We start from the raw sequence: 14287 nt of genomic DNA on the forward strand, positions 1-14287 counted from the left end.
TTTATTATCACGCATCTTTTTCAGACCATCGAGAGTCGTGCGGCCCACACCGCGGGCAGATGGCACGCAGGAAGCCCGGACTAATAAGATGGCATTGAAATCCCCCGCGTTTCGTAGAAAATTTCCGTTGCTGGTAACCGGCAGTCTGCTGGCCATGCAACCTTTCGCCACCTCATTCGTGGTCGCCGCGGAACAGTATGACTGCTCAGTCTCTGCTTCGGGTGCCTGGGATTGCGCGCCAAAAACCGCCGCAGCCCCGTTGCCACCACGTCCGGTGCATGACGGCGCGGCCGTCAGCTCGGGCAACAGCACGGCGCAAACCGATGCTGACGGCCAAGCCGACAGCGGGCCGAAGACCGTACTGGTCACCGAGTCCAAGGGCCGTGGCCTGCGTTCGCGCAGTGCTGACTACAGCCACCTGGACTGGGTTCCACGCGATAAGCTGACCGCTGCCCAACTGGCTGAGACCGGTCCTTATTGCGGCGGTGCGTACATCGAGCCGACGCGTCCAGGCATGAATGACAAGACGAACAAGAGCGATGCGCCGACCTTCATCGGTGCCAAGGCCTCTCGTTACGAGCAGGAATCACAAGTGGCGACACTGGCCGGTGACGTTGTCATGCGCCAGGGCAGCATGCAGCTTGAGGCTCAAGAGGCCAGCCTGTACCAAACCGAAAACCGCGGCGAGCTGAACGGCGACGTGCGCTTGCGCGACAACGGTGCCCTGATCGTCGGCGACCACGCCCAGGTCCAACTGGACACCGGCGCGGCGCAGATCGACAACGCCGAGTACGTGCTGCACAAGTCGCGCATCCGCGGTAACGCGCTGTACGCCAAGCGTGCCGAGAACGCGATCATCCGTCTCAAGGACGGTACGTACACCACCTGCGAGCCAGACAGCAACGCCTGGCAGCTCAAGGGCAACAACATCACGTTGAACCCGGCCACCGGTTTCGGTACGGCCACCAACGCGACGTTGCGGGTCAAGAACATCCCGATCCTGTACACCCCTTACATCTATTTCCCGATCGACGACCGTCGTCAATCCGGTTTCCTGCCGCCAAGTTTCAGCACCGGCAGCGAAACGGGCTTTACCCTCGTTACGCCGTACTACTTCAACCTGGCGCCAAACTACGACGCCACGTTGTACCCGCAATACATGACCAAGCGCGGCATGATGGTGGAAGGCGAGTTCCGCTACCTCACCAAGTCCAGCGAAGGCCAGTTCGGCGGCGGCTACCTGAACGACGACAACGACGAACGCAAGCAGCAGACCGACTACGAAAAAACCCGCTACATGCTCAACTGGCAACACCGTGGCGGGTTGGATTCGCGTGTATTGACCCAGGTCGACTACACCACGATCAGCGATCCGTACTACTTCCAGGACCTCAAGTCCTATCAGGAAGGCGTGGAGAGCAGCGATTACGTCAACCAACAGGGTTCCGTGACCTATCGCGGCGACAGCTTCCAGGCGCGCTTGAACCTGCAGGCCTACCAGTTGGCGACGATTTCGCAGATCACCCCGTATGATCGCCTGCCGCAGATTACCTTCAACGGCATGCTGCCTTACCACCCAGGCGGTTTGGACTTCACCTATGACACAGAAGCCGTGCGCTTTGAGCGCAGCCTGGAAAACGGCACCTTTACCGATGAGAACGGCCTGGTCTCTCCTCGCCTCGACACCTACGTGACCGGTTTGACCCGTGCAAACGGTACACGCCTGAACGTAGCGCCAGCCGTCGAATACCCGATGAACACCACCTATGGTTTCATCACGCCGAAGCTCAAGTACGTCTATACCAAGTACGATCTTGATCTCGACAGTATTGGCAAGAACGACATCATTGCAGCACAGGCTGCAGCGACGGCCGCTGGCACCCGATATGCCGGCGGCACTTTCAAAAGCTCTCAGGATCGTGCAATCCCGGTTGCTAGCATCGACAGCGGCCTGTACTTCGACCGCAACACCAACTGGTTCGGCACCAACTATCGCCAGACCCTTGAGCCGCGTGCGTTCTACCTGTACGTACCGAACAAGGACCAGAGCGATATCCCGGTATTCGACACCAGCGAGTACTCGTTTAGCTACGCATCGCTGTTCCGCGACAACCGCTTCGCCGGTTCCGACCGCATCGGTGACGAGAACAAGCTGTCCCTCGGCTTGACCAGCCGCTGGATCGAAGACAACGGCTTCGAACGTCAGCGTGTTTCCGTGGGTCAGGCGCTGTACTTCAAGGATCGTGAAGTTCAACTGCCGGGCGTCCTCGCGGCCGATCGTGCCGATGCACAATCCGATGTATCGCCAATCGCCCTGGACTACGAGTTCCGTTTCAACCGCGACTGGCGCGCCACTGCCGATTACAACTGGGACACTGAGGAACACACGCCTCGTTCCGGCAGCGCGATGCTGCACTACCAGCCGGAAGACAACCCGAACAAGATCATCAACGTCGGTTATCGCTATCGTAACGACCAAGTGGTCTATAACCAGTTGACCGGCAAATGGCAGTTCGGTGGTGACTACGGCACGCCGGGCCAAGAGAACTACGTGAAGGATTACTACAAAATCCAGCAGCACGACTTCTCGATGATGTGGCCGATCGTTCCACAGTGGAACCTGATCACCCGCTGGCAGTATGACTATGCCCGCAACCGTACCCTGGAAGCCTTTGGTGGCTTCGAGTACGACAACTGCTGCTGGAAACTGCGCGTCATCAACCGTTACTGGGTTTCCAACGACGAATACAGCCAGATCGCCCCGCTTAACGAAAAGGGTGACCACGGGCTCTTCTTCCAGATCGTCCTCAAAGGACTCGGCGGCCTGACCGGCGCCAAGGTAGAGAGCTTCCTCGACAAAGGCATTGAAGGTTATCGTGAACGTGAAGACCAAGCTTTCTGATTGTCTGCGCCCGCTAGTGCTGGGCGCGCTGTTCCTGGGTACCGCATCGGCGCACGCTGCGGTTCAAGAACTGGATAAGGTAGTGGCCATCGTCGATAACGACGTGATCATGCAGAGCCAACTGGACCAACGCGTCAAGGAAGTCCAGCAAACCATCGCCAAGCGTGGCGGTGGCGTGCCGCCGACCAGCGTGCTGGACCAACAGGTGCTGGAGCGCCTGATCGTCGAAAACCTGCAACTGCAGATCGGTGATCGTTCCGGCATCCGTATTTCGGACGAAGAACTGAACCAGGCCGTGGGCACCATCGCCCAGCGCAACAACATGAGCATTGACCAGTTCCGCGCGGCCCTGGCCCACGACGGCTTGTCCTATGAGGACGCCCGTGACCAGATCCGCCGTGAAATGATCATCAGCCGTGTGCGTCAGCGCCGCGTGGCCGAGCGGGTTCAGGTGTCCGAGCAGGAAGTGAAGAACTTCCTGGCGTCGGACCTGGGCAAGATGCAGCTTTCCGAAGAGCTGCACCTGGCCAATATCCTGATCGCCACGCCAGACAGCGCAACATCCGAACAGCTCAATGCGGCAGCGGCAAAAACCCAGGCCGTCTATGACCGCCTCAAGGCCGGTGCGGACTTTGCCCAGACAGCGATTGCCGTGTCCGGCAGTGACAACGCCCTCGAAGGCGGCGATATGGGCTGGCGTAAAGCCGCTCAATTGCCACCTCCGTTCGACCGCGAGCTGAGCGCCATGGAAGTGGGTGGTATCACCCAGCCTGCGCGTACACCGGGTGGTTTCATCATCCTGAAGCTCCTGGAAAAACGTGGCGGCGAGACTTCGCTCAAGGATGAGGTGCACGTTCGCCACATCCTGGTCAAACCAAGCGAAATCCGCACCGAAGCCCAAACCAAGGAACTGGCCCAGAAGATCTATGACCGCATCGAAAGCGGTGAAGACTTCGCCACCCTGGCCAAGAGCTTCTCGGAAGACCCAGGTTCTGCCCTCAACGGCGGCGACCTGAACTGGATCGATCCGAAGGCACTGGTGCCGGAGTTCCAGCAAGTCATGGCCGCCACTCCGCAAGGCGTGCTGTCCAAGCCGTTCAAGACCCAATATGGCTGGCATGTGCTGGAAGTCCTTGGCCGTCGCGCCACCGACAACACCGCCCAGGCCCGCGAGCAACAAGCCCTGAACGTCCTGCGTAACCGCAAATACGACGAAGAGCTGCAAACCTGGCTGCGTCAGATCCGTGACGAAGCCTACGTAGAGAACAAGCTGCCAGGCGCCGAGCAAACAGGCACCGACCAGGCAGCTCAGTGAAACCCCAGCGTTTCGCGGTAACACCCGGCGAGCCGGCCGGCATTGGTCCCGACCTGTGCCTGCTGCTCGCCTCGCAAGCCCAGCCACACCCCCTGATTGCCATTACCAGCCGCGACCTGCTCCTTGAGCGGGCCGCGCAGTTGGGCGTGGCCGTCGGTTTGATCGAGGTGTCGCCAGGCCGCTGGCCCGACCTGCCCGCCCCTGCCGGCAGCCTGTATGTGTGGGACACCCCTCTGTACGCCAAGGTCGTTGCCGGGCAATTGGACAAAGCCAATGCGGCGTTCGTGCTGGAAACCCTGACCCGCGCCGGACAAGGCTGCATCGACGGTGATTTTGCCGGCATGATCACCGCCCCGGTGCACAAGGGCGTGATCAACGAATCGGGCATCGCCTTCTCCGGGCATACCGAATTCCTGGCTGAACTGACCCACACCGAACAAGTTGTGATGATGCTGGCCACACGCGGCCTGCGCGTTGCCCTGGTGACGACACACCTGCCGCTGCGCGAGATTGCCGACGCGATTACCGTCGAGCGCCTGGAGCGCGTAACGCGCATCCTGCACGCCGACCTGCAACAGAAATTCGGCATCGCCCAACCGCGCATCCTGGTCTGCGGGCTCAACCCCCACGCCGGTGAGGGCGGTCACCTGGGCCATGAAGAAATCGACATCATCGAACCCACCCTGGAGCGTCTGCGCCAAGAAGGCATGGACCTGCGCGGCCCACTGCCTGCGGACACTCTGTTTACCCCCAAATATCTGGAGCACTGCGATGCAGTGCTGGCGATGTACCATGACCAGGGGCTGCCGGTGCTTAAATACAAAGGCTTCGGCGCCGCCGTCAACGTGACACTGGGCCTGCCGATCATCCGCACTTCCGTCGACCATGGCACCGCCCTGGACCTGGCGGGCAGCGGCAAGATCGATACCGGCAGCCTGCACGTGGCCCTGGAAACCGCCTATCAGATGGCCGAGACCCGTATATGACTGAGCATTACCAACACCGGGCGCGCAAGCGCTTCGGGCAAAACTTCCTGCACGACGCTGGCGTGATCGACCGCATCCTGCGCTCCATCCATGCCAAGCCCGAAGACCGCCTGCTGGAAATCGGCCCGGGCCAGGGCGCGCTGACCCAAGGCCTGCTGGCCAGCGGTGGCCAATTGGACGTGGTGGAGTTGGACAAGGACCTGATCCCGATCCTCAACCAGCAGTTCGCTGGCAAGCCCAACTTCAACCTGCATCAAGGCGATGCGCTGAAGTTCGACTTCAATACCCTCAACGCCGCGCCTAACAGCCTGCGTGTGGTGGGTAACCTGCCGTACAACATCTCCACCCCGTTGATCTTCCACCTGCTGAACAACGCCGGGATCATCCGCGACATGCACTTCATGCTGCAAAAAGAAGTCGTGGAGCGCCTGGCGGCTGGGCCTGGTGGGGGTGATTGGGGCCGTCTGTCGATCATGGTTCAGTATCACTGCCGCGTAGAACATCTGTTCAACGTCGGCCCTGGTGCGTTCAACCCGCCGCCGAAGGTCGACTCGGCCATCGTGCGCCTGGTGCCCCACGCCGTGCTGCCGCACCCGGCCAAGGATCACAAGCTGCTGGAGCGCATCGTGCGCGAAGCCTTCAACCAGCGCCGCAAGACCCTGCGCAATACGCTCAAGGCCCTGCTGAGCAACGCCGAAATCGAAGCCGCCGGTGTCGACGGCAGCCTGCGCCCCGAGCAACTGGACCTCGCCGCGTTCGTGCGCCTGGCCGACCAACTGGCTATCCAGCCCGCGCCAGCCGCAGACTGATACCTTCGGGCATGGCCAGACACATGTCTGGCCTAGTGCCCACCTCTTGGCCTAGACTGACCCGCATCTGCTGTCCTCCGCTTTTAAGGCCTCTTGCATGTCCGATCCTCGCTACCAGATCGACGTCAGCGTCGTCACCCGCTTCCTGGCGGACCAATCCCAACCCGAACACAACCGCTTCGCCTTTGCCTACACCATTACGGTGAAAAACAACGGGCTGGTGCCAGCCAAGCTGTTATCACGCCATTGGGTGATCACCGACGGTGACGGTCAGGTCGAAGAGGTTCGTGGCGCGGGCGTCGTGGGGCAGCAACCGCTGATCGACAGCGGCGCCAGCCATACCTATAGCAGTGGCACGGTGATGACCTCCAAGGTCGGCACCATGCAAGGCTCGTATCAAATGAAAGCCACCGACGGCCAGTTGTTCGACGCCATCATCGCGCCCTTCCGCCTCGCCGTGCCCGGAGCCCTGCACTGATGGCGACGTACGCGGTCGGTGACCTGCAAGGCTGTCTGGAACCCCTCAAATGCTTGCTTGAACGCGTCGCCTTCGACCCGGCGCACGACCGCCTGTGGCTGGTCGGTGACCTGGTCAACCGCGGCCCCGAATCCCTGGCGACCCTGCGCTACCTCTATAGCCTGCGTGATTCGCTGGTGTGCGTGCTAGGCAACCACGACCTGCACCTGCTGGCCGCCGGCAATAACATCGAACGCCTGAAAAAAGGCGACACCCTGCGGGAAATCCTGGAAGCGCCAGACCGTGCCGAATTGCTCGACTGGTTGCGCCGTCAAAAGCTCATGCATTACGACGAGGCCCGAAACATGGCCCTGGTGCATGCCGGCATCCCGCCCCAGTGGACACTGAAAAAAGCCCTCAAGTGCGCCGCCGAAGTCGAAAGCGTGCTGGCTGATGACGGGCTGTACACCACTTACCTCGACGGCATGTACGGCAACGAACCGGTGAAGTGGGACAACGACCTCAGCGGTGTCACGCGCCTGCGGGTGATCACCAATTACTTCACCCGCATGCGTTTCTGCACCGCCGAAGGCAAGCTGGACCTCAAGAGCAAGGAAGGCGCCGACACCGCCCTGCCCGGCTACAAGCCGTGGTTTGCCCATAAAGACCGCAAGACCCGCGACACCCGGATCATCTTCGGCCATTGGGCCGCGCTTGAAGGCAATTGTGATGAGCCCGGCGTGTTCGCCCTCGACACCGGTTGCGTGTGGGGCGGCGCCATGACCCTGATGAACATCGACACTGGCGAGCGCCTTAGCTGCCAGTGTGAATCCCCCCTTTCCGTTACGCCGCCGGCCGCCAAGCCCTAGGAGCCCCCATGAGCGAATTCAAACGTATCCCTCCCGAACAAGCCCAGGCCCTGCGCGAGCAAGGTGCCGTGGTGGTCGATATCCGCGACCAGCCGACTTACATCGCCGCGCATATCAGCGGCGCACAGCATTTGGACAACCACAACATTGCCGATTTCATCCGCGCCGCCGACCTCGATGCGCCAGTGATCGTGGCCTGCTACCACGGCAACTCCAGCCAGAGCGCAGCGGCGTACCTGATCAGCCAGGGCTTCTCCGACGTCTATAGCCTCGACGGGGGCTTTGAGCTGTGGCGTACGACTTTTCCTGCGGAAATTTCCTCAGGCGATTCGCAATAATTTTTTTCACTCCCCGCTATCCCGCGTGACGCTTGGGCTCGCGCCGTTTCTGACGAACGGCGCAGCCAAACTAATTACGCATCGCGCCTTGACCTCCCGGATTCCGAACTATCCTTAAGCGCAGGCCATCCGAATCAGGGGAGAGCCGGTACACCGGCGTGCGGGTCATCGGTAGCGTTTCAGGGTGTTCTGGGGGGAAAACGGCCATTGGCGTTCGTCAATGACTGCCAGCATCGACTGATTGATCCGGCGTCGGCTCCACGTATCGAGCGAGGTGACGACGTCATGAGTATCTTTAGCCACTTCCAACAACGCTTCGAGTCCACGCAGCAAGAAGAACTCACGCTTCAAGAGTATCTCGAGCTGTGCAAAAAGGACCGCAGTACCTACGCGTCCGCCGCCGAACGTTTGCTGCTGGCGATTGGCGAGCCGGAGCTGGTAGACACCTCCAATAACTCGCGCCTGTCGCGAATATTTTCCAACAAGGTGATCCGCCGCTATCCGGCCTTTGAAGACTTCCATGGAATGGAAGAATGCATTGACCAGATCGTCTCCTACTTCCGCCATGCCGCCCAAGGCCTGGAAGAGAAGAAACAGATCCTCTACCTGCTCGGCCCCGTCGGCGGCGGTAAATCGTCCCTGGCCGAAAAACTCAAACAACTGATCGAGAAAGTGCCCTTCTACGCCATCAAGGGCTCGCCGGTGTTCGAGTCGCCTTTGGGTCTGTTCAACGCCACCGAAGATGGCGCGATCCTCGAAGAAGACTTCGGCATCCCACGCCGCTACCTCAATACCATCATGTCGCCCTGGGCCACCAAGCGCCTGGCCGAGTTTGGTGGTGACATCAGTCAGTTCCGCGTGGTCAAGCTCTACCCGTCGATCCTCAACCAGATCGGCGTGGCCAAGACCGAACCGGGCGACGAGAACAACCAGGACATCTCGGCGCTGGTGGGCAAGGTCGATATCCGCAAACTGGAAGAATTCCCACAGAACGACGCCGACGCCTACAGCTACTCGGGCGCACTGTGCCGGGCCAACCAGGGCCTGATGGAGTTCGTGGAGATGTTCAAGGCACCGATCAAGGTGCTGCACCCATTGCTCACCGCGACCCAGGAAGGCAACTACAACAGTACCGAAGGCTTGGGCGCGATTCCGTTCACCGGGATCCTGCTGGCTCACTCCAACGAATCGGAATGGCATACCTTCCGCAACAACAAAAACAACGAAGCCTTCATCGACCGGATCTACATCGTCAAGGTGCCGTACTGCCTGCGAGTCAGCGATGAAATCAAGATCTACGACAAGCTGTTGTTCAACAGCTCCCTGGCCAAGGCCCATTGCGCACCCGACACCCTGAAGATGCTCGCCCAGTTCACGGTGCTGTCGCGCCTCAAGGAGCCGGAAAACTCGAACATCTACTCGAAGATGCGCGTGTACGACGGCGAAAACCTCAAGGACACCGATCCCAAGGCCAAGTCGATCCAGGAATACCGCGACAGTGCGGGTGTGGATGAGGGCATGAACGGGCTGTCGACGCGCTTTGCATTCAAGATCCTGTCCAAGGTCTTCAACTTCGACCCTCACGAAATCGCCGCCAACCCGGTGCACCTGCTGTATGTGCTGGAACAGCAGATCGAACAGGAACAATTCCAGGCCGAAACCCGCGAACGTTACCTGCGCTTCCTCAAGGAATACCTGGCACCGCGCTATATCGAGTTCATCGGCAAGGAAATCCAGACCGCATACCTGGAGTCCTACAGCGAATACGGCCAGAACATCTTCGACCGCTACGTGCTGTACGCCGATTTCTGGATCCAGGACCAGGAATACCGCGACCCGGAAACCGGCGAAATCCTCAACCGCGTGGCCCTCAACGAGGAACTGGAGAAAATAGAGAAACCGGCCGGCATCAGCAATCCGAAGGATTTCCGCAACGAGATCGTCAACTTCGTGCTGCGCGCCCGCGCCAACAACAACGGCAAGAACCCTACCTGGCTCAGCTACGAAAAGCTGCGGGTGGTCATCGAGAAGAAGATGTTCTCCAACACCGAGGACCTGCTGCCGGTCATCAGCTTCAACGCCAAGGCCAGCAAGGAGGATCAGCAAAAACACAACGACTTCGTCACACGAATGGTCGAGCGTGGCTACACCGACAAACAGGTACGGCTGCTCTCCGAGTGGTACCTGCGGGTTCGCAAATCGCAGTAAGGCAGCCACAGGCGCACGCTGCCGGGCCATTGGCCTGGCAGCTGACCGCTGGTCTTTAAGCTTCCAGCTCGCTGTTTGAAGCTTGTAACGTGAAGCTGCCCGGAGGGCTCCCCTATGAGCTATGTGATCGACCGACGCCTCAATGGCAAGAACAAGAGCACGGTAAACCGCCAGCGTTTCCTGCGGCGTTACCGTGACCACATCAAAAAGGCCGTGGAAGAGGCCGTGAGCCGCCGTTCCATTACCGACATGGAGCATGGCGAGCAAATCAGTATTCCCGGACGCGACATCGATGAACCGGTGCTGCACCACGGCCGGGGCGGCAAGCAGACGGTCGTGCACCCCGGCAATAAAGAGTTCACCACTGGCGAACATATCCAGCGCCCCCAAGGCGGTGGCGGCGGAAAAGGCCCGGGCAAGGCCGGCAACTCCGGCGAGGGCATGGACGAGTTCGTGTTCCAGATCACCCAGGAAGAATTCCTCGAATTCATGTTTGAAGACCTGGAGCTGCCCAACCTGGTCAAGCGCAACCTCACCGGCACCGATACCTTCAAGACCGTGCGCGCCGGCATCAGCAACGAGGGCAACCCGTCTCGCATCAATATTATTCGAACCCTGCGCTCCGCCCATGCGCGGCGCATCGCCCTATCGGGCAGCAGCCGCGCCAAACTTAAGGTCGCCAAGGAAGAGCTGGCACGCTTGAAGCGCGAAGAGCCGGACAACTTCGGCGATATCCAGGAAATCGAGGCAGAAATCGAGAAACTCAGCGCCCGCATCCACCGCGTGCCTTTCCTCGACACCTTCGACTTGAAATACAACCTGCTGGTCAAGCAACCCAATCCCAGTTCAAAGGCGGTGATGTTCTGCCTGATGGACGTGTCCGGTTCCATGACCCAAGCCACCAAGGACATCGCCAAGCGCTTCTTTATCCTGCTGTACCTGTTCCTCAAGCGGAACTACGACAAGATCGACGTCGTGTTCATCCGCCATCACACCAGCGCTCGGGAAGTGGACGAAGAGGAGTTCTTTTATTCACGGGAAACCGGCGGCACCATCGTTTCCAGCGCGTTGAAGCTGATGCAGGAGATCATGGCCGAACGCTACCCAGCCAACGAGTGGAACATCTACGCCGCCCAGGCCTCGGACGGTGATAACTGGAACGATGACTCGCCCATCTGCCGCGACATTCTGATCAACCAGATCATGCCGTTCGTGCAGTACTACACTTACGTTGAAATCACCCCCCGTGAGCACCAGGCCCTGTGGTTCGAATACGAGCGCATCGGCGAAGCCTTTGCCGACACGTTCGCCCAGCAGCAACTGGTCTCGGCCGGCGATATCTACCCGGTCTTCCGTGAACTCTTCCAGCGCAGGTTAGTGACATGACCGCCAAAAAAGAGCAAAGACGCCAACCCATTTCCACGGGGTCCGAGTGGACCTTTGAACTGATCCAGGCCTATGACCGGGAAATCAGCCGCATCGCGGCGGGTTACGCGCTGGACACCTACCCCAACCAGATCGAAGTGATCACCGCCGAGCAAATGATGGATGCCTACGCTTCGGTGGGCATGCCCCTGGGTTATCACCATTGGTCCTACGGCAAGCACTTCCTCAGCACCGAGAAATCCTACAGCCGGGGCCAGATGGGCCTGGCCTACGAGATCGTGATCAACTCCGACCCTTGCATCGCCTACCTGATGGAAGAAAACACCATCTGCATGCAGGCACTGGTGGTGGCGCATGCGTGCTATGGGCATAACAGCTTCTTCAAGGGCAATTACCTGTTCCGCACCTGGACCGACGCCAGCTCGATCATCGATTACCTGGTATTCGCCAAGCAGTACATCATGCAGTGCGAGGAGCGCCACGGCATCGATGCAGTGGAAGACCTGCTTGATTCCTGCCACGCGCTGATGAACTACGGAGTGGACCGCTACAAACGCCCCTACCCGATCTCTGCCGAGGAAGAACGCCTGCGCCAAAAGGAGCGCGAGGAGCATCTGCAGAAGCAGATCAACGACCTGTGGCGCACCATTCCGAAAAAAGCCGGAAAGAATAGCGATAAGGACAATGCGCGCTTCCCCGCCGAACCTCAGGAAAACATCCTGTATTTCCTGGAAAAACACGCGCCACTGCTGGAGCCTTGGCAGCGGGAAATCGTGCGCATTGTGCGCAAGATCGCTCAGTACTTTTATCCACAGCGCCAGACTCAAGTCATGAACGAAGGCTGGGCGACGTTCTGGCACTACACCCTGATGAACGACTTGTACGACGAAGGCCTGGTCACCGACGGTTTCATGATGGAGTTCCTGACTTCCCATACCAGCGTGGTGTTCCAGCCTGGCTTCGACAGCCCGTACTACAGCGGTATCAACCCCTACGCGCTGGGCTTTGCCATGTACCGGGATATCCGGCGCATGTGCGAACACCCCACCGAGGAAGACCGGCGCTGGTTCCCGGAAATCGCCGGCAGCGATTGGCTGTCTACCATCAAGTTCGCCATGAGCAGCTTCAAGGATGAAAGCTTCATCCTGCAATACCTGTCACCCCAGGTGATTCGCGACCTGAAGCTGTTCAGCATCCTCGACGACGACCTCAAGGATGACTTGGTGGTACCCGCTATCCACGATGAGCCTGGCTATCGCACCATTCGCGAAACCCTGGCGGCGCAATACAACCTGGGCAATCGAGAGCCCAATGTGCAGATCTACAGTATCGACGTACGTGGCGACCGTTCGCTGACCCTGCGTCACCAGCAACACGACCGCAAACCTCTGGGCGACTCCACCGACGAAGTGCTCAAGCACCTGCATCGACTGTGGGGGTTCGATATCCACCTGGAGACCCTGCAGGGTGATCAAGTGATGAAAACCCATCACGTGCCACCGCGTAGCGATCACGGCGACAACGACTACGGCCGCCTGGACATGGCTGTCGTTCACCTCTGAAACAGCAAAGCCTCCATTGGTCAGGCACAGGCGGTATCCTGTGCCGCTAATGGAGGCTTTTTCATGAAAATCTACAAAGTCGGCGGCGCTGTGCGGGATCGCCTTTTAGGCATTCCTGTCACCGATATAGACCGTGTTGTCGTGGGTGCAACCGCCGAAGAGATGCTCGCGAAGGGCTACAAGCCAGTCGGCGCTGACTTCCCGGTATTCCTGGACCCAAAAAACGGCGACGAATACGCCTTGGCGCGCACCGAACGCAAAAGCGGGCGGGGCTACGGCGGCTTTGTGTTCCACGCCAGCCCAGAAGTGACGCTGGAAGAAGACCTGATTCGTCGTGACCTGACCATCAACGCGATGGCGGAAGATGATGACGGTAACCTTACCGATCCGTATCACGGCCAGCAGGACTTGGCCGCGCGCATTCTGCGCCACGTTTCCCCGGCGTTCGCCGAAGATCCGTTGCGAGTACTCCGCGTTGCCCGCTTTGCTGCGCGCTACGCACACCTCGGCTTTAGCGTCGCTGCAGACACGCTGGAGCTGATGCGCCAACTCAGCGAATCCGGCGAACTTGAGGCGCTGACGCCAGAACGCAGCTGGAAAGAAATCTCCCGCGCACTGATGGAAGATCAGCCACAGGTGTTTATCCAGGTGCTACGCGACTGCGGCACCCTTAAAACCCTGATCCCAGAAGTGGATGCACTGTTTGGCGTGCCGCAACCCGCAGCCCATCACCCGGAGATCGACACGGGTGTGCACACCTTGAGCGTGCTGGAACAGGCCGCCCTGCACAAGCAACCGCTGACCGTGCGCTGGGCCTGCCTGCTGCATGACCTGGGCAAGGGCCTGACACCTGTGGATAAGTTGCCGCAGCATATCGCCCACGAACATACGGGGTTGAAGCTGGTCAAGGCGGTCAACGAACGCTTCAAGGTGCCCAAGGATTGCCAGGAATTGGCGCTGCTGGTTTGCCAATATCACACCCACGGCCATCGCGCCCTGGAGTTGAAAGCCTCGACATTGTTGGACCTGCTGCAAAGTTTTGACGTGTACCGTCGCCCGCAGCGCTTTGAAGAGTTTGTGGCCGCCTGCGAAATGGACGCCCGAGGACGCAAGGGTTTTGAGCAGCGCAGTTATCCACAGGCGGATTATTTACGCGGGGCCGCACGCGTCGCACGCGAAGTTGCGGTGGCACCACTGCTGGAGAAAGGCTTCAAAGGCCCGGAGCTGGGCGAAGCGCTCAAGCGTGAGCGGCTTAAGGCGCTTAAAGCCTACAAGGAACAGCGCAACGCCTAGCAGGCGAGCTTCTACAATTCTGTTCAGTTGAGCGCAAACCTGTGGGAGCGGGCTTGCCCGCGAAGACGTCGGCCCAGCAAACATTGATGCTGACTGACCCACCGCTTTCGCGGGCAAGCCCTAATGCCAGTCAGTTAAGGAAACAGCAAGTGAGCGGCTTTC

The 14287-nt window shown here is 59.7% G+C and carries 11 protein-coding genes; all 11 read left to right on the forward strand.

What is annotated here, in order from left to right; all coding sequences use genetic code 11:
• The first annotated feature begins 88 nt into the window (after nt 1-88).
• The 11 genes from DYL61_RS23495 (at nt 89) to DYL61_RS23545 (ending at nt 14125) form a co-directional block, all read left to right on the forward strand.
• Entirely contained in the window at nt 89-2902 is a 2814-nt protein-coding gene (locus DYL61_RS23495) for an LPS-assembly protein LptD (protein ID WP_135310306.1), read from the forward strand.
• Nucleotides 2883-4217 carry a peptidylprolyl isomerase gene (locus DYL61_RS23500; protein WP_135310307.1) on the forward strand — a complete coding sequence of 445 codons (1335 nt, stop codon included), beginning with the start codon at nt 2883-2885 and terminating at the stop codon, nt 4215-4217. The genes DYL61_RS23495 and DYL61_RS23500 overlap by 20 nt, the downstream gene beginning before the upstream one ends.
• Nucleotides 4214-5203, forward strand: a complete 990-nt coding sequence (gene pdxA, locus DYL61_RS23505; RefSeq protein WP_135310308.1) for a 4-hydroxythreonine-4-phosphate dehydrogenase PdxA — start codon at nt 4214-4216, stop codon at nt 5201-5203. Before DYL61_RS23500 ends, pdxA begins: the two co-directional genes overlap by 4 nt.
• Nucleotides 5200-6012 (forward strand): 16S rRNA (adenine(1518)-N(6)/adenine(1519)-N(6))-dimethyltransferase RsmA, encoded by an 813-nt coding sequence (gene rsmA, locus DYL61_RS23510; protein WP_105698150.1) that lies wholly within the window; start codon nt 5200-5202, stop codon nt 6010-6012. Before pdxA ends, rsmA begins: the two co-directional genes overlap by 4 nt.
• Nucleotides 6013-6109: 97 nt before the next feature.
• Nucleotides 6110-6490, forward strand: coding sequence for a Co2+/Mg2+ efflux protein ApaG (gene apaG / locus DYL61_RS23515; RefSeq protein WP_061434361.1), 381 nt, complete (start codon nt 6110-6112; stop codon nt 6488-6490).
• Nucleotides 6490-7338, forward strand: a complete 849-nt coding sequence (locus DYL61_RS23520) for a symmetrical bis(5'-nucleosyl)-tetraphosphatase (RefSeq protein WP_135310309.1) — start codon at nt 6490-6492, stop codon at nt 7336-7338. Before apaG ends, DYL61_RS23520 begins: the two co-directional genes overlap by 1 nt.
• 8 nt (nt 7339-7346) lie before the next feature.
• Nucleotides 7347-7676 carry a thiosulfate sulfurtransferase GlpE gene (gene glpE / locus DYL61_RS23525; protein WP_135310310.1) on the forward strand — a complete coding sequence of 110 codons (330 nt, stop codon included), beginning with the start codon at nt 7347-7349 and terminating at the stop codon, nt 7674-7676.
• Between the two features lie 285 nt (nt 7677-7961).
• Nucleotides 7962-9884, forward strand: coding sequence for a PrkA family serine protein kinase (locus DYL61_RS23530; protein WP_105698153.1), 1923 nt, complete (start codon nt 7962-7964; stop codon nt 9882-9884).
• A gap of 114 nt (nt 9885-9998) precedes the next feature.
• Complete coding sequence (locus DYL61_RS23535; protein ID WP_105698154.1) at nt 9999-11270, forward strand: YeaH/YhbH family protein; 1272 nt, start codon at nt 9999-10001, stop codon at nt 11268-11270.
• Nucleotides 11267-12832 (forward strand): SpoVR family protein, encoded by a 1566-nt coding sequence (locus DYL61_RS23540; RefSeq protein WP_135310311.1) that lies wholly within the window; start codon nt 11267-11269, stop codon nt 12830-12832. Before DYL61_RS23535 ends, DYL61_RS23540 begins: the two co-directional genes overlap by 4 nt.
• Before the next feature lie 63 nt (nt 12833-12895).
• Nucleotides 12896-14125 carry a multifunctional CCA addition/repair protein gene (locus DYL61_RS23545; RefSeq protein WP_135310312.1) on the forward strand — a complete coding sequence of 410 codons (1230 nt, stop codon included), beginning with the start codon at nt 12896-12898 and terminating at the stop codon, nt 14123-14125.
• Nucleotides 14126-14287: the final 162 nt, after the last annotated feature.

Source organism: Pseudomonas nabeulensis (assembly GCF_004682045.1).
Taxonomy (GTDB): Bacteria; Pseudomonadota; Gammaproteobacteria; order Pseudomonadales; family Pseudomonadaceae; genus Aquipseudomonas; species Aquipseudomonas nabeulensis.